The 15,780-nt window shown below is 67.1% G+C and carries 13 protein-coding genes and 1 pseudogene; 8 read left to right on the forward strand and 6 right to left on the reverse strand.

Features of this window, described 5'->3' with window-relative positions; genetic code table 11:
• Positions 1-38: 38 nt before the first annotated feature.
• The 7 genes from PKE80_RS11790 to PKE80_RS11820 all read left to right on the forward strand — a co-directional run bounded on the left by PKE80_RS11790 (position 39) and on the right by PKE80_RS11820 (position 7,181).
• Positions 39-1,676, forward strand: a complete 1,638-nt coding sequence (locus tag PKE80_RS11790) for a M23 family metallopeptidase (RefSeq protein ID WP_271182612.1) — start codon at positions 39-41, stop codon at positions 1,674-1,676.
• Between the two features lie 217 nt (positions 1,677-1,893).
• Positions 1,894-2,889, forward strand: coding sequence for a porphobilinogen synthase (gene hemB / locus PKE80_RS11795; RefSeq protein ID WP_271182613.1), 996 nt, complete (start codon positions 1,894-1,896; stop codon positions 2,887-2,889).
• Positions 2,882-3,445: a GNAT family N-acetyltransferase gene (locus tag PKE80_RS11800; protein WP_271182614.1), complete on the forward strand. Its 564-nt coding sequence runs from the start codon at positions 2,882-2,884 to the stop codon at positions 3,443-3,445. Before hemB ends, PKE80_RS11800 begins: the two co-directional genes overlap by 8 nt.
• Before the next feature lie 144 nt (positions 3,446-3,589).
• A complete protein-coding gene (locus tag PKE80_RS11805) occupies positions 3,590-5,830 on the forward strand; it encodes a spermidine synthase (RefSeq protein WP_271182615.1) in 2,241 nt (746 codons plus the stop codon).
• The gene (locus PKE80_RS11810; RefSeq protein WP_271182616.1) at positions 5,827-6,387 is read left to right on the forward strand and encodes a gamma carbonic anhydrase family protein; all 561 of its coding nucleotides are present in this window, start codon (positions 5,827-5,829) and stop codon (positions 6,385-6,387) included. Before PKE80_RS11805 ends, PKE80_RS11810 begins: the two co-directional genes overlap by 4 nt.
• Positions 6,387-6,668 (forward strand): DUF167 domain-containing protein, encoded by a 282-nt coding sequence (locus tag PKE80_RS11815; RefSeq protein ID WP_271182617.1) that lies wholly within the window; start codon positions 6,387-6,389, stop codon positions 6,666-6,668. The genes PKE80_RS11810 and PKE80_RS11815 overlap by 1 nt, the downstream gene beginning before the upstream one ends.
• Before the next feature lie 123 nt (positions 6,669-6,791).
• A complete protein-coding gene (locus PKE80_RS11820) occupies positions 6,792-7,181 on the forward strand; it encodes a pyridoxamine 5'-phosphate oxidase family protein (RefSeq protein ID WP_271182618.1) in 390 nt (129 codons plus the stop codon).
• Between the two features lie 40 nt (positions 7,182-7,221).
• Here the strand turns inward: PKE80_RS11820 and PKE80_RS11825 are convergent.
• From PKE80_RS11825 to PKE80_RS11850, 6 genes and pseudogenes are all read right to left on the reverse strand, one after another.
• Positions 7,222-7,616 (reverse strand): annotated as a pseudogene (locus PKE80_RS11825) (globin domain-containing protein).
• A gap of 44 nt (positions 7,617-7,660) precedes the next feature.
• Positions 7,661-9,253 (reverse strand): cisplatin damage response ATP-dependent DNA ligase, encoded by a 1,593-nt coding sequence (locus PKE80_RS11830; RefSeq protein ID WP_271182619.1) that lies wholly within the window; start codon positions 9,251-9,253, stop codon positions 7,661-7,663.
• A 184-nt stretch (positions 9,254-9,437) separates the two neighbouring features.
• Positions 9,438-10,442 (reverse strand): ligase-associated DNA damage response exonuclease, encoded by a 1,005-nt coding sequence (locus tag PKE80_RS11835; RefSeq protein WP_271182620.1) that lies wholly within the window; start codon positions 10,440-10,442, stop codon positions 9,438-9,440.
• A gap of 169 nt (positions 10,443-10,611) precedes the next feature.
• Positions 10,612-12,984: an ATP-dependent Clp protease ATP-binding subunit ClpA gene (gene clpA / locus PKE80_RS11840; RefSeq protein ID WP_036525608.1), complete on the reverse strand. Its 2,373-nt coding sequence runs from the start codon at positions 12,982-12,984 to the stop codon at positions 10,612-10,614.
• A gap of 173 nt (positions 12,985-13,157) precedes the next feature.
• Positions 13,158-13,376 (reverse strand): DUF1192 domain-containing protein, encoded by a 219-nt coding sequence (locus tag PKE80_RS11845; RefSeq protein WP_036525606.1) that lies wholly within the window; start codon positions 13,374-13,376, stop codon positions 13,158-13,160.
• Between the two features lie 184 nt (positions 13,377-13,560).
• On the reverse strand, positions 13,561-14,529 hold the full coding sequence (locus PKE80_RS11850; protein WP_271182621.1) for an MlaA family lipoprotein: 969 nt from the start codon (positions 14,527-14,529) through the stop codon (positions 13,561-13,563).
• A gap of 190 nt (positions 14,530-14,719) precedes the next feature.
• On the opposite strand from PKE80_RS11850, the gene PKE80_RS11855 reads away from it, so the two are divergent.
• Complete coding sequence (locus tag PKE80_RS11855) at positions 14,720-15,721, forward strand: NAD(P)H-quinone oxidoreductase (RefSeq protein WP_271182622.1); 1,002 nt, start codon at positions 14,720-14,722, stop codon at positions 15,719-15,721.
• Positions 15,722-15,780 lie beyond the last annotated feature (59 nt).

Here is a 15,780-nt window from a genome sequence, read left to right on the forward strand (position 1 = left end):
CGCGGACCAAAGGGTTGCAACGAGGGAACCGCGCGAAGGTGTTCAAGCCGCAGCAGCGCGATCGCGACGATCGCGCTGAAACTCAGAACCCGGACGGGCTGACGCCTGCGGCCACGCGGCGCGACGATGCCGTGCTTCTGGTGTTTCCCGCAGAGCAAGGCCGTTCTCGGCCAGCGGTCCCGGATCAGGTCCGGGACGACGAAGCTTCACCCCGCCCTTCCCTGCGCGCCCGGGTCGAGAACTGGTGCCACCGCATCGAACTGGCCCCCGACCTTGCCGCCGACATCGGCAGCCGCAAGTGGCTGCGCGGGCTCGCCACGATGCTGGGCCTGAGCGGCGCTGCGCTGGCGCTGCTCCCCGGTTTCAGCGCGGTCGAGGCTGCGGCGACGATGCCGCTCGACGCCAGCCAGCAGGGCGAATTCCGCAGCCAGTCGATCGCCCCGCTCGCGCTGGGGGCCGACACCGGCCGCCACATGGGTGCGACGCCGCTGGTCAGCCCGCTGACCGGCGCGCCCGAGCGACCTACCGTGCAGCTGACCTCGACGCTGGGACAGGGCGACACCCTCCCCGGCCTGCTCCAGCGCGCCGGGCTGGGATCGGCCGAGGTGGCGCAAGTGACGCAGCTTGTCGGCCAGGTCGTGCCGGCCGGAGAGATCGGTTCGGGCACGCAGTTCGACATCACGCTGGGCCGCCGTCCCGCCGAGGGCGCGGCGCGGGCACTCGATTCGCTGTCGTTCCGGGCGCGGTTCGACCTCGATCTTTCCATCGAGCGCGGTGCCGGTGGTCTTATGGCGGTGCGCCATCCGATCCGGGTTGACGAGACCCCGCTGCGCATTCGCGGCACCGTGGGCTCCAGCCTCTACCGCTCGGCGCGCAATGCCGGGGCGCCGGTGGCGGCGATCCAGTCGTACCTGCGCGCGGTGGACAAGTACCTCAGCCTCGACAGCGATCTGCGTTCGGGCGACGAATTCGACATGATCCTGTCCTACAAACGCTCGGCCAAGGGCGAGCGCGAGGTGGGGGAAATGCTCTATGCAGGCGTCGCGCGGGGCGGGAAGCCGCAACTGCAGCTGATGCGCTGGGGCAATGACGGGCAGATGTTCGCCGCCAGTTCCATCGGCCAACCCCGCGCCGTGCCGATCGGCCAGCCGGTGGCGAGCACGCGGATCACGTCGCCCTATGGCGGGCGGCGCCATCCGATCCTCGGTTATGTGCGGATGCATGCCGGTATCGACTTCGGCGCGCCTTATGGAGCGCCGATCTATGCGGTGGCGGACGGCGTGGTGACCTTCGCCGGGCGGCATGGCGGGCACGGCAACTACGTGCGGCTGCAGCACGGCGGCGGTCTCGGCACCGGCTACGGCCACATGAGCCGCATCGCCGTCAGCAATGGTACGCATGTGCGAGCCGGGCAGGTGATCGGCTATGTGGGCTCCACCGGGCTCTCGACGGGACCGCATCTCCACTTCGAGGCCTATCGCGGTGGTCGCACCATCAATCCGGCGGGAATCGCGGTGATGCAGCGGCCCGAGATCGACGGGCGCGAGCGCGATGCCTTCAAGGCGCGGCTCAATGCACTGCTGGGCGTGACTCCGGGTGCGGCGCTGGGATCGATCGAGCCGGTGGCGAGCGATCCGGTCGAGACCACGCGCGAGATCGACAAGCTGGGGCGGTGATGCCTTATCCTCCCCGTTGCGCAGCAATGGGGAGGGGGACCGCCGACGAAGTCGGTGGTGGAGGGGGGAGCCGGCCCCCTCCGTCAGCCCTGCGGGCTGCCACCTCCCCATCGCTTCGCGACAGGGAGGATCAAGGCAGTCCCGCGCACCCCAACCCGCGCAAATCGCAACCCTCCCCCGATTGCCCCCGCCTTCGTTTTCCGGCAAGCACCCCGCCATGACCGGCACATATCCCCACACCCGCCTCCGCCGTACCCGCGCCACCGCCTGGAGCCGCGCGCTCCATCGCGAGACGGTGCTGACCCCGGCGGACCTCATCTGGCCCCTCTTCATCACCGAGGGCGAAGGCGTGGAGCAGCCCATCGCCGCGCTGCCGGGCGTGTCGCGCTGGTCGGTGGACCTCATCGTCGAACGGGCGAAGGAAGCGGTGGACCTCGGCATCCCGGTGCTCGCGCTGTTCCCGCACACCCAGCCCGATCGCCGTAGCGAGGGCGGGGCCGAGGCGCTCAACCCGGACAACCTGATGTGCCGCGCGATCCGCGCGATCCGGGCGGAACTGGGCGATAAAATCGGCCTGCTCACCGACGTGGCGCTCGATCCCTATACCAGCCACGGACAGGACGGGCTGATCGACGATGCGGGCTACGTCCTCAACGACGAGACGGTCGAGGCACTGGTCGGCCAGTCGCTCAACCAGGCCAACGCGGGCGCGGACATCATCGCGCCTTCAGACATGATGGACGGCCGCATCGCCGCGATCCGCGACGCGCTGGAGGACGCGGGCCACATCAACGTCCAGATCATGAGCTACGCCGCCAAGTACGCCTCGGCGTTCTACGGCCCGTTCCGCGACGCGGTCGGTTCGCGCGGGCTGCTCAAGGGCGACAAGAAGACCTACCAGATGGACCCCGGCAACACTGAGGAAGCGCTGCGCGAAGTCGAGATGGACCTCGCCGAGGGCGCCGACACGGTGATGGTGAAGCCGGGTCTGCCTTACCTCGACATCATCCGCCGGGTGAAGGACACGTTCGAGGTGCCCGTCTTCGCTTATCAGGTCTCCGGCGAATACGCGATGATCGAGCACGCGGTCGCGGCGGGCGCGGCGGATCGCGACGCCATGGTGCTGGAGACGCTGACCGCCTTCAAGCGCGCCGGCGCCTCGGGCGTGCTGACATACCATGCGGCCCATGCGGCGCGGCTGCTGCGTGGTTAGGATCGAGACCGACCGCCTGATCCTGCGCGACTGGGGTGAGGGCGACATTGCGCGTTTCGCAGAGGGCACCAATACGCCCGCCGTCATGCGCCATCTCGGCGGCGTGATGGACGATGCCAAGGTGGCGCTGTTCGAGGAGCGGGTGCTGGGTTTCCAGAACCGTCTCGGCCACACCTTCTGGATCGCCCAGCGCAAGGACGACGGCGAAGTGCTCGGCTTCTGCGGCCTTAAGGTTATCGATGCGCCGGGGGCGACGTTCCCCGGCGAGATGGAGATCGGCTGGCGGTTTCGTGAGGATTCCTGGGGGCAGGGCTATGCCAAGGAAGCTGCCATCGCCTCGCTCGATGCCGGGTTCGAGCGGTTCGGGGCGGCGGAGATCTTCGCCATCACCAACCTCGAGAACACCGCCAGCTGGGGCCTGATGCTGCGCCTCGGCATGGTGCGGCGCGCGGAACTGGACTTCGTCGATGCGCGGTTCGAGCCGCCGGTGGGCGATACGATCGTCCATTCGATCACCGCCGAGGCGTGGCGGAGCATTGGGCGCGCGGGGCGCTAGCCACAGGGCACCACATTTCGTCATTGCGAGCGTAGCGAAGCAATCCAGGGCAGTCTTGAGCCGCCCTGGATTGCTTCGCTGCGCTCGCAATGACGAGTGAAGGTCTATCCTTCCCTGCCGGCACCACGTACCTGTCTTGCCGCAATGACCGACACCGCCGAGCACATGCTGCAAACCGCCCGGACAACCCCGCCGCGCCGCGGGCTTTTCGTCGCCACCATCCTCGTCGGCAGTTTCCTGCTGTTCCTCGTCCAGCCGATGGTGGCGCGCATGGCGCTGCCCCGGCTCGGCGGCGCGCCGAACGTGTGGAACAGCGCGATGCTGGTCTATCAGGCGCTGTTGCTGGCGGGGTACGCCTATGCGCACTGGCTCGGCCGGTTCGCGCTGAAGCGGCAGGCGATGATTCACCTCGCGCTGCTGCTGGTCGCCGCGCTGACCTTGCCGGTGGGCCTGATCGACATGCCGCGCATCGCCGGGCTGCCGGAGGCCGCATGGGTGCCGCTGCTACTGGGCGCGAGCATCGGCCCGGTATTCTTCGTCGTATCCGCGCAGGCGCCGCTCATGCAGCGCTGGTTCGCCGCTGCGCCCGAAGCGGGTGCACCTTGGGCGCTCTACGCCGCCTCCAACCTCGGGAGCTTCGCGGGGCTCATCGCCTATCCGCTGCTGGCCGAGCCGCTGCTGAGCGTCCGTCTGCAGAGCCTCGCGTGGTCTGGCGGCTTCGCCGTGCTGGTGCTGCTGATCGCGCTGGCCGGATTCAGCCGCCGCAATACCCCCGCGCCGATCGCACAGGCCCACGCTTCGGAGCGCATCCCCGCCCGCACCATCGGCCTGTGGCTGGCGCTGTCGGCGGTGCCTTCGGGGCTGATGCTCTCGACCACCACGCATCTCACCACCGACATCTTCGCGATGCCGCTGCTCTGGGTGATCCCGCTGGGGCTCTACCTGCTGAGCTTCGTGATCGCGTTCTCCGACCGGCGCGGGTCGGCTACCTTCGTCAGCCGCATCGCGCCGGTGGTGGTGCTGTTCATGGGCAGCTACGCGATGCTGTCGAATGGCTCGGGCACCCTGTGGGCCGTGGCGGGCACCTGCCTGCTGCTGCTCTGCGTGGCGACGACGCTGCACGCGCGGCTCTACGACCTGAGGCCGGGAGAGGCGCAGCTTACCCGCTTCTACCTCGTCATGTCGGCGGGCGGAGCGCTGGGCGGCGTGTTCACCGCGCTGATCGCGCCGCTGGTGTTCGACTGGGCCTGGGAGCACCCGCTGCTGGTCCTCGCCGCCGCGCTGCTGATGCCGCTGCGCCCGCTGCTGAACTGGCGCGACAGCACCGATATGGAGCCCGGCATGGCGCGCATCGCGCTGACCGTGGTGCTGCTCTTCGCGGGCTTCCTGGGCTGGGAACTGCTGCAGACCGTGCTGGACCCCGAGGAGGCGCTGTTCAGCCTGATGCTGACGGTGTTCCTCGTCGGCGTGGGGGTGATGGTCATGGCATGGCGCGGGGCCTTCGCGCTTGTCCTGCTGATCGGCATGGTCGGACAGGGCGGCCTGTGGACCGTGCGCGCCACTCTGGAAGGCGAGCGCACCCGCAGCTATTTCGGCATCTATACCTTGCGCGACGACGCGGAGGGACGCTTCCGCACGCTGGCGCACGGCACGACGCTACACGGCATGCAGGCGCTCGATCCCGCGCGCACGCACGATGCGCTGACCTATTACGGCCCCGGCTCGGGCGTCGCCCTCGCGCTGGCGGCAGTGCCCGCGATCGAGGGGCCGCAGGCGCGCGTGGGCGTTGTCGGGCTCGGCACCGGCTCGCTCGCCTGCCGTTCGCAGCCGGGGCAGGACTGGACTTTCTTCGAGATCGACCCGGTCGTGCTGCGCTTCTCCACGACGCGGCAGTTCACCTTCCTCAAGGACTGCACCCCGAAGGCCCGCGTGGTGATCGGCGATGCCCGGCTGGAACTGGCACACGTCGCGCCGCGCAGCTTCGACGTGCTGGTGATCGATGCCTTCTCCTCCGATGCCATCCCCATGCACCTGCTGACGACCGAGGCGCTGGCGGTCTACCGCCGCGCGCTGACCCCGGGGGGCCTGCTGATCCTGCACATCTCCAACCGCTACATCGACCTTGCGCCGGTGGTCGGCGCCAATGCGCGAGCGAGCGGGCTCATGGCGCTTTCGCGGCTGGACTTTCCCGAAGACGAAGTGCGTTACACCCCCTCGCGCTGGATCGCGCTTTCGGCGGATCGGAGCGTGCTCGACAGGCTTGCAAGGCAGCGCCCCGATGCCCCATGGAGCAAGCTTGAAGAACGGGCGCCGGAACCCTGGACGGACGATCACGCTTCCATCCTGCCGTATGTCCGCTGGAGCAGGCTGACGGGGAATCCATGACCGACCGTAACGACATCACAATCGCCGCCTTCAACGGCAAGGCGCCGCGCATCCATTCCAGCGCCTTCATCGCGCCCGGCTGCCGCATCATCGGTGACGTCGAGATCGGCGCCGACGCCAGCATCTGGTACAACTGCGTGATCCGCGCTGACATCAACCGCGTGGTCATCGGTGCGCGCACCAACATCCAGGACGGCACCGTCGTCCACTGCGACAGCCCCAAGCCGCACCGCCCCGAAGGTTACGCCACGATCATCGGCGAGGACGTGCTGATCGGCCACATGGTCATGCTGCACGGCTGCACGCTGGAAGACCGCGCCTTCATCGGCCTCGGCGCGATCGTGATGGACGGCTCCTATGTCGAGAGCGACGGCATGCTGGCGGCGGGCTCGCAGCTCACCGGCAAGCGCATCGGTGCTCGCCAGCTCTGGATGGGCCGCCCGGCAAAGTACTTGCGCGATCTGACCGACGAGGCCGTCGTCGCCAACCAGTCGGGCGTGAAGGGCTATGTCCTCAATGGCCGCCTGCATGCCGAGGCGCTCGGGCTGAAGGGCTGATGGCGCGGCCCAGGGCGATGCTGCCGGATGCCGAGGCGCTGCGGGCCATGGTCGATGCCGACGGTGCGCTGGCCTTGCGGGTAACGCCGGGCGCAAAGGTCGAGGCACTGGAAATCGTAGAGGGCCGCCTCACTGCCAAAGTCCGCGCTCAGCCGGAGGACGGCAAGGCCAACGCCGCCGTGCGCGACCTGCTCGCCCGCGCGCTGGGCGTGGCGCCCTCGCGGCTGGAACTGCTGCGCGGCGCAACATCGCGTGAGAAGCAGTTCAGGGTATCCGGCTAACCGCTTCGCCTTTGTTCTGCATGTTTATTGCAATTGAGAATCAATATATAATATGCCATGCTGCGCCGCACCACGCTTGCGGGCCCGTGCCCGCTTTCCTTCCGACAAAAGCAGAAAGACGACATGCTCAACGAAGAGATGAAGCGCATCCTCTCGGTCCAGCTTCCGATCCAGGCCACCGTCAGCAAGGACGGCCTGCCCGACATCGGCCCCAAGCGCTCGCTGCGGGTCTATGACGAGGCCACGCTGATCTACAACGAGAACACCGGCGGCCAGACGCTGCAGAACATTCGCGACGGATCGAAGATGGCGATCGCCGTGATCGATCGCGAAGCGCTCGACGGTTACCGCTTCGTCGGCAAGCCCGAGATATTTTCCGAAGGCGCGGCCTTCGAGAACGCCGAGGCCTTCGCGGCGACGGCGGGCATGAAGACCCCCAAGTTCGCGGTGCTGATCCACATCGAGGACATCTACACCCTGCGCTCCGGCCCGACGGCGGGCACGAAGCTCTGAATTCACAGCCGCGATGGTCCTCTCCCGCCAGTGGAAGGGGCTATCGCCCCATGCTGCGTGCGATCCGCGCCAGCGTTTCGCTCATCGAGCGGGCGATGTCTGTAGGTTCGGGCGCCACCTCGGCGATGGCGCGCTCCATCGCCTCGGCCCACTGGTCCGCCGTCAGCGGTTCGATGGTGAAGGGCGCGTGCAGGCTCACCATGCAGCGGCCGGGGTTCTCCTCGAACCAGTCGCGCGGGCCTCCTGCCCATCCGGCGAGGAACTTCGGCAGCGAGGCCCGCATCGCGCCAGATCGGCCGCGTGCATCGCGCGAAGTTCGGCATAGGCCGGATCGCTTACCATCAGATCGTAGAAGCGGTTGGCGATCGCCTCGAACACCGGAGCGCCGCCGAGGCGGTGGTAGGGGGTGTCCGGCACGGGGGAGGGCTGTTCCATGCTGCCCCTCTAGCGTATCGTCCGCACGCACGCATTGATCGCGGTCAATCGCGGATCAGGGCGCGCAAAGTCTCGATGCGGTCGGCCTCGTGCGCGGGCTTGTCGGCGCGGATGCGGCTGATGCGGGGGAAACGCATGGCTACGCCGGACTTGTGGCGCTTGCTGGCGTGGACCGAATCGAAAGCCACCTCGAACACCAGCGACTTGTCCGTCTCGCGCACCGGGCCGAAGCGGCCCACGGTGTGGTTGCGCACGTGGCGATCGAGCCACTTCAGTTCCTCGTCGGTGAAACCGAAGTAGGCCTTGCCCACGGGCAGCAGTTCCGCGCCGGTATCGGGATCGCCGTCCCAGCAGCCGAAGGTATAGTCCGAATAGAACGAGCTTCGCTTGCCCGAGCCGCGCTGGGCATACATCAGCACGCAGTCGATCAGCAGCGGGTCGCGCTTCCACTTGTACCACAGCCCGGTCTTGCGCCCCGCGACATAGGGACTGTCCCGCCGTTTGAGCATCACCCCCTCTATCGCATCGTCGCGCGCGCGTTCGCGGATGGCGGACAGGTCGGCGAAGTCGGCGGCGGGGATCACGGTGGAGATGTCGAACCGGTCGGCGGGCAGGCGCGGCAACAGCGCCTCCAGCGCGGCGCGGCGCTGACTCCAGGGGAGGGGGCGCAAGTCCTGCCCCTCCAGGATCAGCACGTCATAGAGGCGCACGAAGGCGGGATATTCCTCGCGCATCTTCTTCGAGACAGTCTTGCGCCCGAGGCGCTGCTGCAAGGCGTTGAAGCTGGCCGCGCCGCCCTCTTCGCCGCCCTGATGGGCACCGCGCACCAGCAGTTCGCCGTCCAGCACGCCGTCGATATGCAGCGCCTCGGCGACCTCGGGAAAGGTGGCGGAAATGTCATCGCCGGAGCGGGAGTAGACGCGCGTTTCTCCGCCCGCCCGAACCACCTGCACGCGGATGCCGTCCCACTTCCATTCGGCGGCATAGTCGGCCAGATCGACCTCCGTGTCCTCCAGCCCGTGCGCCAGCATGAAGGGGCGGAACAGCGGCAGATCGTCGGAATTGGGAGGCTCGGCGCCGTGCGCGGCCCAGTCGAACAGCGGGGCATAAGGCGGCGTCTGGCCGTGCCAATGCTCCTCCACATCCTCCACCGCGACGTCGAAGGCCTGCGCGAAAGCCGTCTTGGCGAGACGCGCCGAAATGCCGATGCGCATCGCCCCGGTGGCGAGCTTGAGCAGGGCATAGCGGCCGTTCGCATCCAGCCGGTCGAGCAGCTTCGGCAGTTCCACCATGACATTGGCGCGCGTCATGCGGGAAAGCGCATCCACCGCCTCGGACACCGTGGGCGGGGAGGGTGCCTCCGCCGGTTCGGGCCAGAGCAGGCTGGCGGTCTCGGCGGAATCACCCACGTATTCGCGGCTGAGCGTCCAGAGCACCGGGTCGATCCGCTCGGTCAGCAGGTTGCGGATGGTGGAACTCTTCACTGCCGGGAAATCGAGCCCATCGGTCAGCGCGGCAAGCGCCCAGCCGCGATCCGGATCGGGCGTGTCGCGCAGGTAGTCGGCCAGCAGCTTGAGCTTGGCGTTGCGGCTGCGGGTATAGACCAGCGCGTCGAGAAGAGCGGCGAACGCTTCCATTTAGAAAGTAGAAGTCCTGGGGCCATCGCCCCAGACCCCCATACCGTCGAGGTCGTGCGCGCAGCCTCGTTTCGCGCTCACTTCCTTTTTCGTGTCATCCCCGCGAAGGCGGGGACCCATCTGATGACCGCGTAATACGGAGCCGCAGGAGATGGGTTCCCGCCTTCGCGGGAATGACGGAAGGTCAATCATCTTCATCCTCATACCCCACCAGAGCCAGCGCCCGCGCCTTCCTCTGGTTCAACTCGCACCACCGCAGCATGGCTTCCTCGCGCCCGTGCGTGATCCACGTCTCGGCGGGGTTCACGTCCACCACGGTCTGCGTCAGTTCGTCCCAGTCGGCGTGGTCGGAGATCACCAGCGGCAGTTCCACCATCCGCTGCCGCGCGCGCTGGCGTACCCGCATCCAGCCGGAGGCCATTGCCGTGATCGGATCGGGCAGGCGGCGGCTCCACCGGTCGTTGAGCGCCGAGGGCGGGGCGACGATCACCGCGCCGGCCAGTTGCTCTTTGCTGGCGTCCGACACCAGCCGCAGGTCGCCCAGATCGACGCCCCATTCTTCATACAGTCGGCACATCCGCTCCATCGCGCCGTGGAGCCAGATCGTGTCTTGGTGCCCGGCGCGGCGCAGTTCGGCGATCAGGCGTTGTGCCTTGCCCAGCGCGTAGGCGCCGACCAGCACGCAGCGCTCCGGATTGGCGGCGAGGGCGGAGAGCAGCTTGGCGATCTCCTCCTCCACCGGTGGGTGGCGGAAGACAGGCAGGCCGAAGGTCGCCTCGGTGACGAGCACGTCGCAAGGGGTGACCTCGAAGGGCGGGCAGGTGGGATCGGCGCGGCGCTTGAAGTCGCCGGTGACGATGATCCGCTCGCTCGCGTGCTCCAGCAGGATCTGTGCGGAGCCGAGGACGTGTCCGGCGGGAATCCACGTGGCGTGGACATCTCCGGGCAGGGCGATGCGCTCGCCGTAGGGGACGGGCACCGCGCCTTCCTCGGTGGCGTAGCGCAGTTTCATGATGGCGAGGGTTTCGGGGGTGGCGAAGGTCTCGCCGTGGCCGCCGCGTGCGTGGTCGGCATGGCCGTGCGTTACCAGCGCGCGATCGACCGGGCGGGCCGGGTCGATCCAGCAGTCGGCGGGGACGACGTGGATGCCCCAGGGTTCGGGTCTGATCCAGGAGAAATCGCGGGGCATGTCATGAAAATGGGGCGGGAACCGCGTGGTTCCCGCCCCAATGTCTCAATGTGGCGCAGACCCTTCGACAAGCTCAGGGTGAGCGGTGTTGGTGTAAGGCCGCTATCCCCTCCTCCCGCTCAGGCTGAGCTTGTCGAAGCCCCCTGAGTCGGGAAGTGAGCAATGACCCTCAATCGTCCGCGTTGGTATCCGCCTGCGGACCGGGCTTCTTCGCCCGCTTCACCGGCACCTTCTTCTTCGTCTTGGACACCTTGGGCGCCGAGGGAGTCAGTTCGAAGTTCAGCGCGTTCTCCTTGACCGAGACGTGCACTTCGCCGCCGTGGGCCAGCTTGCCGAACAGCAGTTCTTCCGCCAGCGGCTGCTTGACCTTCTCCTGGATCACGCGGCCCATCGGGCGCGCGCCGTAGAGCTTGTCATAGCCCTTGTCGCCCAGCCAGCTGCGTGCGTCCGAGTCGAACTGGATGTGGACGTTCTGGTCGGCCAGCTGCAGTTCCAGCTGGAGGATGAACTTGTCCACGACCCGGCTGATGGTGTCCTTGGCGAGGTACGCGAAGGGCACGATCGCATCGAGGCGGTTGCGGAATTCGGGGGTGAACATCTGCTTCACCGCTTCCTCGCCGGCATCCTCCTTCGAGGTGTCGCCGAAGCCGATGCCCTGCTTGGCCATGTCCGAGGCGCCCGCGTTGGTGGTCATGATGAGCACCACGTTGCGGAAATCGACGGTCTTGCCGTGGTGATCGGTCAGGCGGCCGTTGTCCATCACCTGCAACAAGATGTTGAACAGGTCGGGGTGTGCCTTCTCGATCTCGTCGAGCAGGAGGACGCAGTGCGGGTTCTGGTCGATCGCGTCGGTCAACAACCCGCCCTGATCGAAGCCGACATAGCCCGGAGGCGCACCGATCAGGCGGCTGACCGAGTGACGCTCCATGTATTCGGACATGTCGAAGCGCTTCAGCTCGATGCCCATGATGCTGGCGAGCTGACGGGCCACTTCGGTCTTGCCGACGCCGGTAGGACCGCTGAACAGGAACGAGCCGATCGGCTTGTCCGGATCGCGCAGGCCAGCGCGGCTCAGCTTCATCGCGGTGGCGAGGAGGCCGATCGCCTTGTCCTGGCCGAACACCACGCGCTTCAGGTCACGTTCGAGGTTCTCCAGCGCCTTCTTGTCGTCGGACGAGACGGACTTGGGCGGGATGCGGGCCATCGTCGCGATGACCTGTTCGATCTCGCGCGCGGTGATGGTCTTCTTGCGGCGGCTGGGCGGCAGCAGCATCTGCATCGCGCCGACTTCGTCGATCACGTCGATCGCCTTGTCGGGCAGCTTGCGGTCGTTGATGTAGCGGGCCGAAAGCTCCACCGCCGTCTTGATCGCGTCAGGCGTATACTTGACGCGGTGGTGATCCTCGAAAGCGGTGCGCAGGCCCTTGAGGATCTTGATGGTATCCTCGACCGTGGGCTCGTTCACGTCGATCTTCTGGAACCGGCGCAGCAGGGCGCGGTCCTTCTCGAAGTGGTTGCGGAACTCCTTGTAGGTGGTCGAGCCGATGCAGCGGATCGTCCCGCCCGACAGCGCCGGCTTGAGCAGGTTCGAAGCGTCCATCGCCCCGCCGCTGGTGGCGCCCGCGCCGATCACCGTATGGATCTCGTCGATGAAGAGGACCGCGTGCGGCATCTTCTCCAGTTCGGAGACGACCTGCTTCAGACGCTCTTCAAAATCGCCGCGATAGCGGGTGCCGGCCAGCAGGCTGCCCATGTCGAGCGAGTAGATCACCGCCTCGGTCAGCACTTCAGGCACTTCGCCCTCTACGATCTTGCGCGCCAGGCCTTCGGCGATGGCGGTCTTGCCCACGCCCGGATCGCCCACGTAGAGCGGGTTGTTCTTGGAGCGGCGGCACAGGATCTGGATCGTGCGGTCCACTTCGGGGCCGCGGCCGATCAGCGGATCGACCTTGCCCGCCAGCGCCTTCTCGTTGAGGTTGACGGTGAACTGGTCGAGCGCGGAGTCCTTCTTGTTGGCGGACGCCTTTGCCTCCGCCTTGTCCTCGGGCGTGGGCGGGGTCTCGTCGGACGAGCCCTTGGCGGTGCGATCCTCGATCCGCTTGCCGCCCTTGCCGATGCCGTGGCTGATGTAGCTGACGGCGTCGAGGCGGCTCATGTCCTGCTGCTGCAGGAAGTAGACCGCGTAGGAATCCCGCTCGGAGAACAGCGCGACGAGGACGTTGGCGCCGGTCACGGTGTCCTTGCCGGACGACTGCACGTGCAGGATCGCGCGCTGGATCACCCGCTGGAAACCGGCGGTCGGGGCGGGATCGCCCTTTTCCTCGGTCTTGAGCGACTGGTATTCCTGATCGAGATACTGGCGCACCACGTCGCCGAGGTCGCCAAGGTCCACGCCGCAGGCCTGCATGACCTGCGCCGCGTCGGTGTCGTCGATCAGCGCGAGCAGCAGGTGCTCGAGCGTCGCGTACTCGTGGCTCCGCTCAGACGCGTGAGACAGAGCCGAGTGCAGGGTCTTTTCAAGGCTTTGGGCGAAACTTGGCATTTAGGCGACCTTCATCGTGAGGGACGGCTCTCCCGGGAGGTTCCCGGCCCGCAGGGGAGATTGGCGGGTCAGGGTTACGAGGTTGATATAGGGACGTTCAGGATGGTTGCGAGGGTGGCCATGGGGGTAAGCGCCCGAGGTCGCCCGAAGGCTGCCAGAGGAGGCTGCGATTCTCAAGATGATCGCGGCCTGAACAGGGCGTCCGCCGCGAGGCGGTGAGCCGATGATGCGTTCCGGTGCGCGCGGATGCGGGCGATCTCGATTTCGAGAAGCGCAACCCGCGCGTCGAGTTCGTCCAGCGAATAGCGATCGAGGCTTTCACCGGCGAGGTGGCTGGCGGCTCCGAAGTCGCCCTCGGATGACCGCCGCAGAGGTCGGTCTTCTTCGTCCATTGCGGTGCAGCATCGGACTGGAATGCGAGGCTGTCAATGGGTCCTTCGACAGGCTCTGGAAGAGCGGGGGATATGACCCACGGTGGAACTGTTTTCGTCATTGCGAGCGCAGCGAAGCAATCCAGGGCAGCACTACGCCGCTCTGGATTGCTTCGCTGCGCTCGCAATGACGAAGGTGGGAAGGTTACGGCTTTTGGGCACTCGGCTCGGGCAAGGGCTTTTCATCACCCACCACCGGCTCCGCAATGCCCTTGCGCGCGCGGTATTCCGGGCTGTGCAGTGCGTCCACTTCGGCCTGGCGACGCTTGAGGTAGAAATCGCGCGTGGCCACGTAAGGGTCGGCGGCGGCACGGTTGGCCTTGATCTGCTCGTCGAAGGCGACTCGGTCGTTCATCGACTTCACTATGCCGGTGGAAAGCCCGTAGACCGGCTTGTTGAACGGCTTGCCGACCAGCGTGGGCAACACTGCCAGATCGAGCACGCGCCCGACGAGGTCGCGCGCCGTCGTCGGACCCAGCACGGGCACGAACAGGTACGGCCCGTTGCCGATGCCGTGATAGGCGAAAGTGTTGGCGAAACCGTTCTCGCGGTAAGGCAGGCGGAACGGCTTGCGTTTGGCCATGTCGAACAGCCCGGCGACGCCGACCGTACTGTTGATGACGAAGCGGCCTGCCGTCTCCATCGCCTTGCCCGGCTTGAACTGCAGCAGGTAGTTCACGAAGACGATCGGCTCCGCGAGGTTGATGAGGAAGTTGCGCAGGCCGTTGCGGATCGGCTTGGGCACGACCCGCTCGTACGTTCCCGCGACCGGGGCGACGACCACCTTGTCCACCGCCTCAACCACCGCGAAGCTGGCCGCATTGACGCCCGAGAACGGGTCGGCCTCTATCTGGCGGGGGCTGGAACTGACGATGATGACATTCTCGTCCTCCGCCGCAGGCACGCTGCCGGGCGGGGGCGTTCCCGCAGGCGGGGCCGGAGCGTGAATGATCGGCGCGTGGTCGGGCAACGGCTGTGCCGCGACGTTCGGCAACGGCTGCGCCGCCACTTCCTGCACAGGAGTCGTCACTGCGCCCGGCGTCCCGATCGCCGGGTGATCCTGAAGGTTGGCTCCGCCGCCCGCCAACAGGACGGACAGAGCTATAGTCGACACGCCCACTTCCGTACTTCCTCTGATGAACCCATCCGCACGGTACGGCTGCGACCCGAAGTGGAGTGAACACCACTATCATCATAAAATCGAGAGACTTTGTCAGTGCGACTGCATGCACCGTTCCACTTCGGGAGGCAGGGCCAAGAAAGGGAGTTCCCCACCCCCTCCATCCTGTGGCACAGGGAGGTTCATGTTAGCTGACCTTCCTGTCACCATGACCGCCGTGGGTTACGATGCACCCGGCGGCCCCGAAGTCCTGCGTCCTGAAACGGTCCCGGTGCCCCGGCCCGGTCCCGGCGAAGTGCTGGTCAAGGTCGCCTTCGCGGGCGTCAATCGCCCCGACGTGGTGCAGCGGCTTGGCAATTATCCGCCGCCGCCGGGCGCCTCGCCGATTCCGGGGCTGGAGGTTTCCGGCACCATCGCGGCATTGGGCGAAGGTGTGAGTCAGTTTCTCCCCGGTCAGGAAGTCTGCGCGCTCGTTTCGGGCGGGGGCTATGCGCAATACTGCATCGCCAAGGCCGGGCACTGCCTGCCGGTGCCCGAGGGCTTGTCCCTTGCGGAAGCCGCGGCGCTGCCGGAAACTCTTTTCACCGTTTGGCACAACGTCTTCGAGCGCGGCCTGGCGCGTGAGGGCGAGTGGCTGCTCGTCCACGGCGGCACCAGCGGTATCGGCACGATGGCGGCGATGCTGGGGCGGCACTTCGGGCTGACGGTCATCGTCACCTGCGGCTCGCCCGACAAGTGCGCGGCGGCGCTGAAGATCGGCGCGCATCACGCGATCGACTACAAGGCCACCGATTTCGTCGAGGAAGTCGCGCGGATTACCGGAGGGCGCGGCGTCGACGTGGTGCTCGACATGGTCGCGGGCAGCTACGTCGCGCGCAACCTCAAGTGCCTCGCGCCCGATGGCCGCCACGTCACCATCGCGGTGCAGGGCGGCGCGAAGGCGGAGGTGAACATGGCGGTGGTCATGACCCGGCGCTACACGCTGACCGGCTCGACCCTGCGCCCGCGCACGGACGCGTTCAAGGAAGCGGTTGCGCAGGAGATCCTCGAATGCGCCTGGCCGCTGGTCGAGGAAGGCCTGCTGCGCCCGGTGATGGACACGCGCTTCCCGCTCGCCGAAGCCGCCGCCGCGCATGCGCGGATGGAGGCCGGAGACCACGTCGGGAAGATCGTGCTGGAGGTGTGAAGGTGCACTTATGGTACCCTTGAGTGCCTTTGAGTGCCGTCAAATCATGCCCCAAATTG

Source organism: Novosphingobium resinovorum (assembly GCF_027922145.1).
GTDB classification, from domain to species: domain Bacteria; phylum Pseudomonadota; class Alphaproteobacteria; order Sphingomonadales; family Sphingomonadaceae; genus Novosphingobium; species Novosphingobium resinovorum.

What these genes read in the sequence shown, in the direction of transcription:
- PKE80_RS11845 (WP_036525606.1), bottom strand. Translation starts at nt 13,376, where the DNA reads ATGGACGAAGAAGACCGACCTCTGCGGCGGTCATCCGAGGGCGACTTC.
- PKE80_RS11810 (WP_271182616.1), top strand. Translation starts at nt 5,827, where the DNA reads ATGACCGACCGTAACGACATCACAATCGCCGCCTTCAACGGCAAGGCG.
- PKE80_RS11855 (WP_271182622.1), top strand. Translation starts at nt 14,720, where the DNA reads ATGTTAGCTGACCTTCCTGTCACCATGACCGCCGTGGGTTACGATGCA.
- PKE80_RS11805 (WP_271182615.1), top strand. Translation starts at nt 3,590, where the DNA reads ATGACCGACACCGCCGAGCACATGCTGCAAACCGCCCGGACAACCCCG.
- PKE80_RS11815 (WP_271182617.1), top strand. Translation starts at nt 6,387, where the DNA reads ATGGCGCGGCCCAGGGCGATGCTGCCGGATGCCGAGGCGCTGCGGGCC.
- PKE80_RS11820 (WP_271182618.1), top strand. Translation starts at nt 6,792, where the DNA reads ATGCTCAACGAAGAGATGAAGCGCATCCTCTCGGTCCAGCTTCCGATC.
- PKE80_RS11830 (WP_271182619.1), bottom strand. Translation starts at nt 9,253, where the DNA reads ATGGAAGCGTTCGCCGCTCTTCTCGACGCGCTGGTCTATACCCGCAGC.
- PKE80_RS11835 (WP_271182620.1), bottom strand. Translation starts at nt 10,442, where the DNA reads ATGCCCCGCGATTTCTCCTGGATCAGACCCGAACCCTGGGGCATCCAC.
- hemB (WP_271182613.1), top strand. Translation starts at nt 1,894, where the DNA reads ATGACCGGCACATATCCCCACACCCGCCTCCGCCGTACCCGCGCCACC.
- clpA (WP_036525608.1), bottom strand. Translation starts at nt 12,984, where the DNA reads ATGCCAAGTTTCGCCCAAAGCCTTGAAAAGACCCTGCACTCGGCTCTG.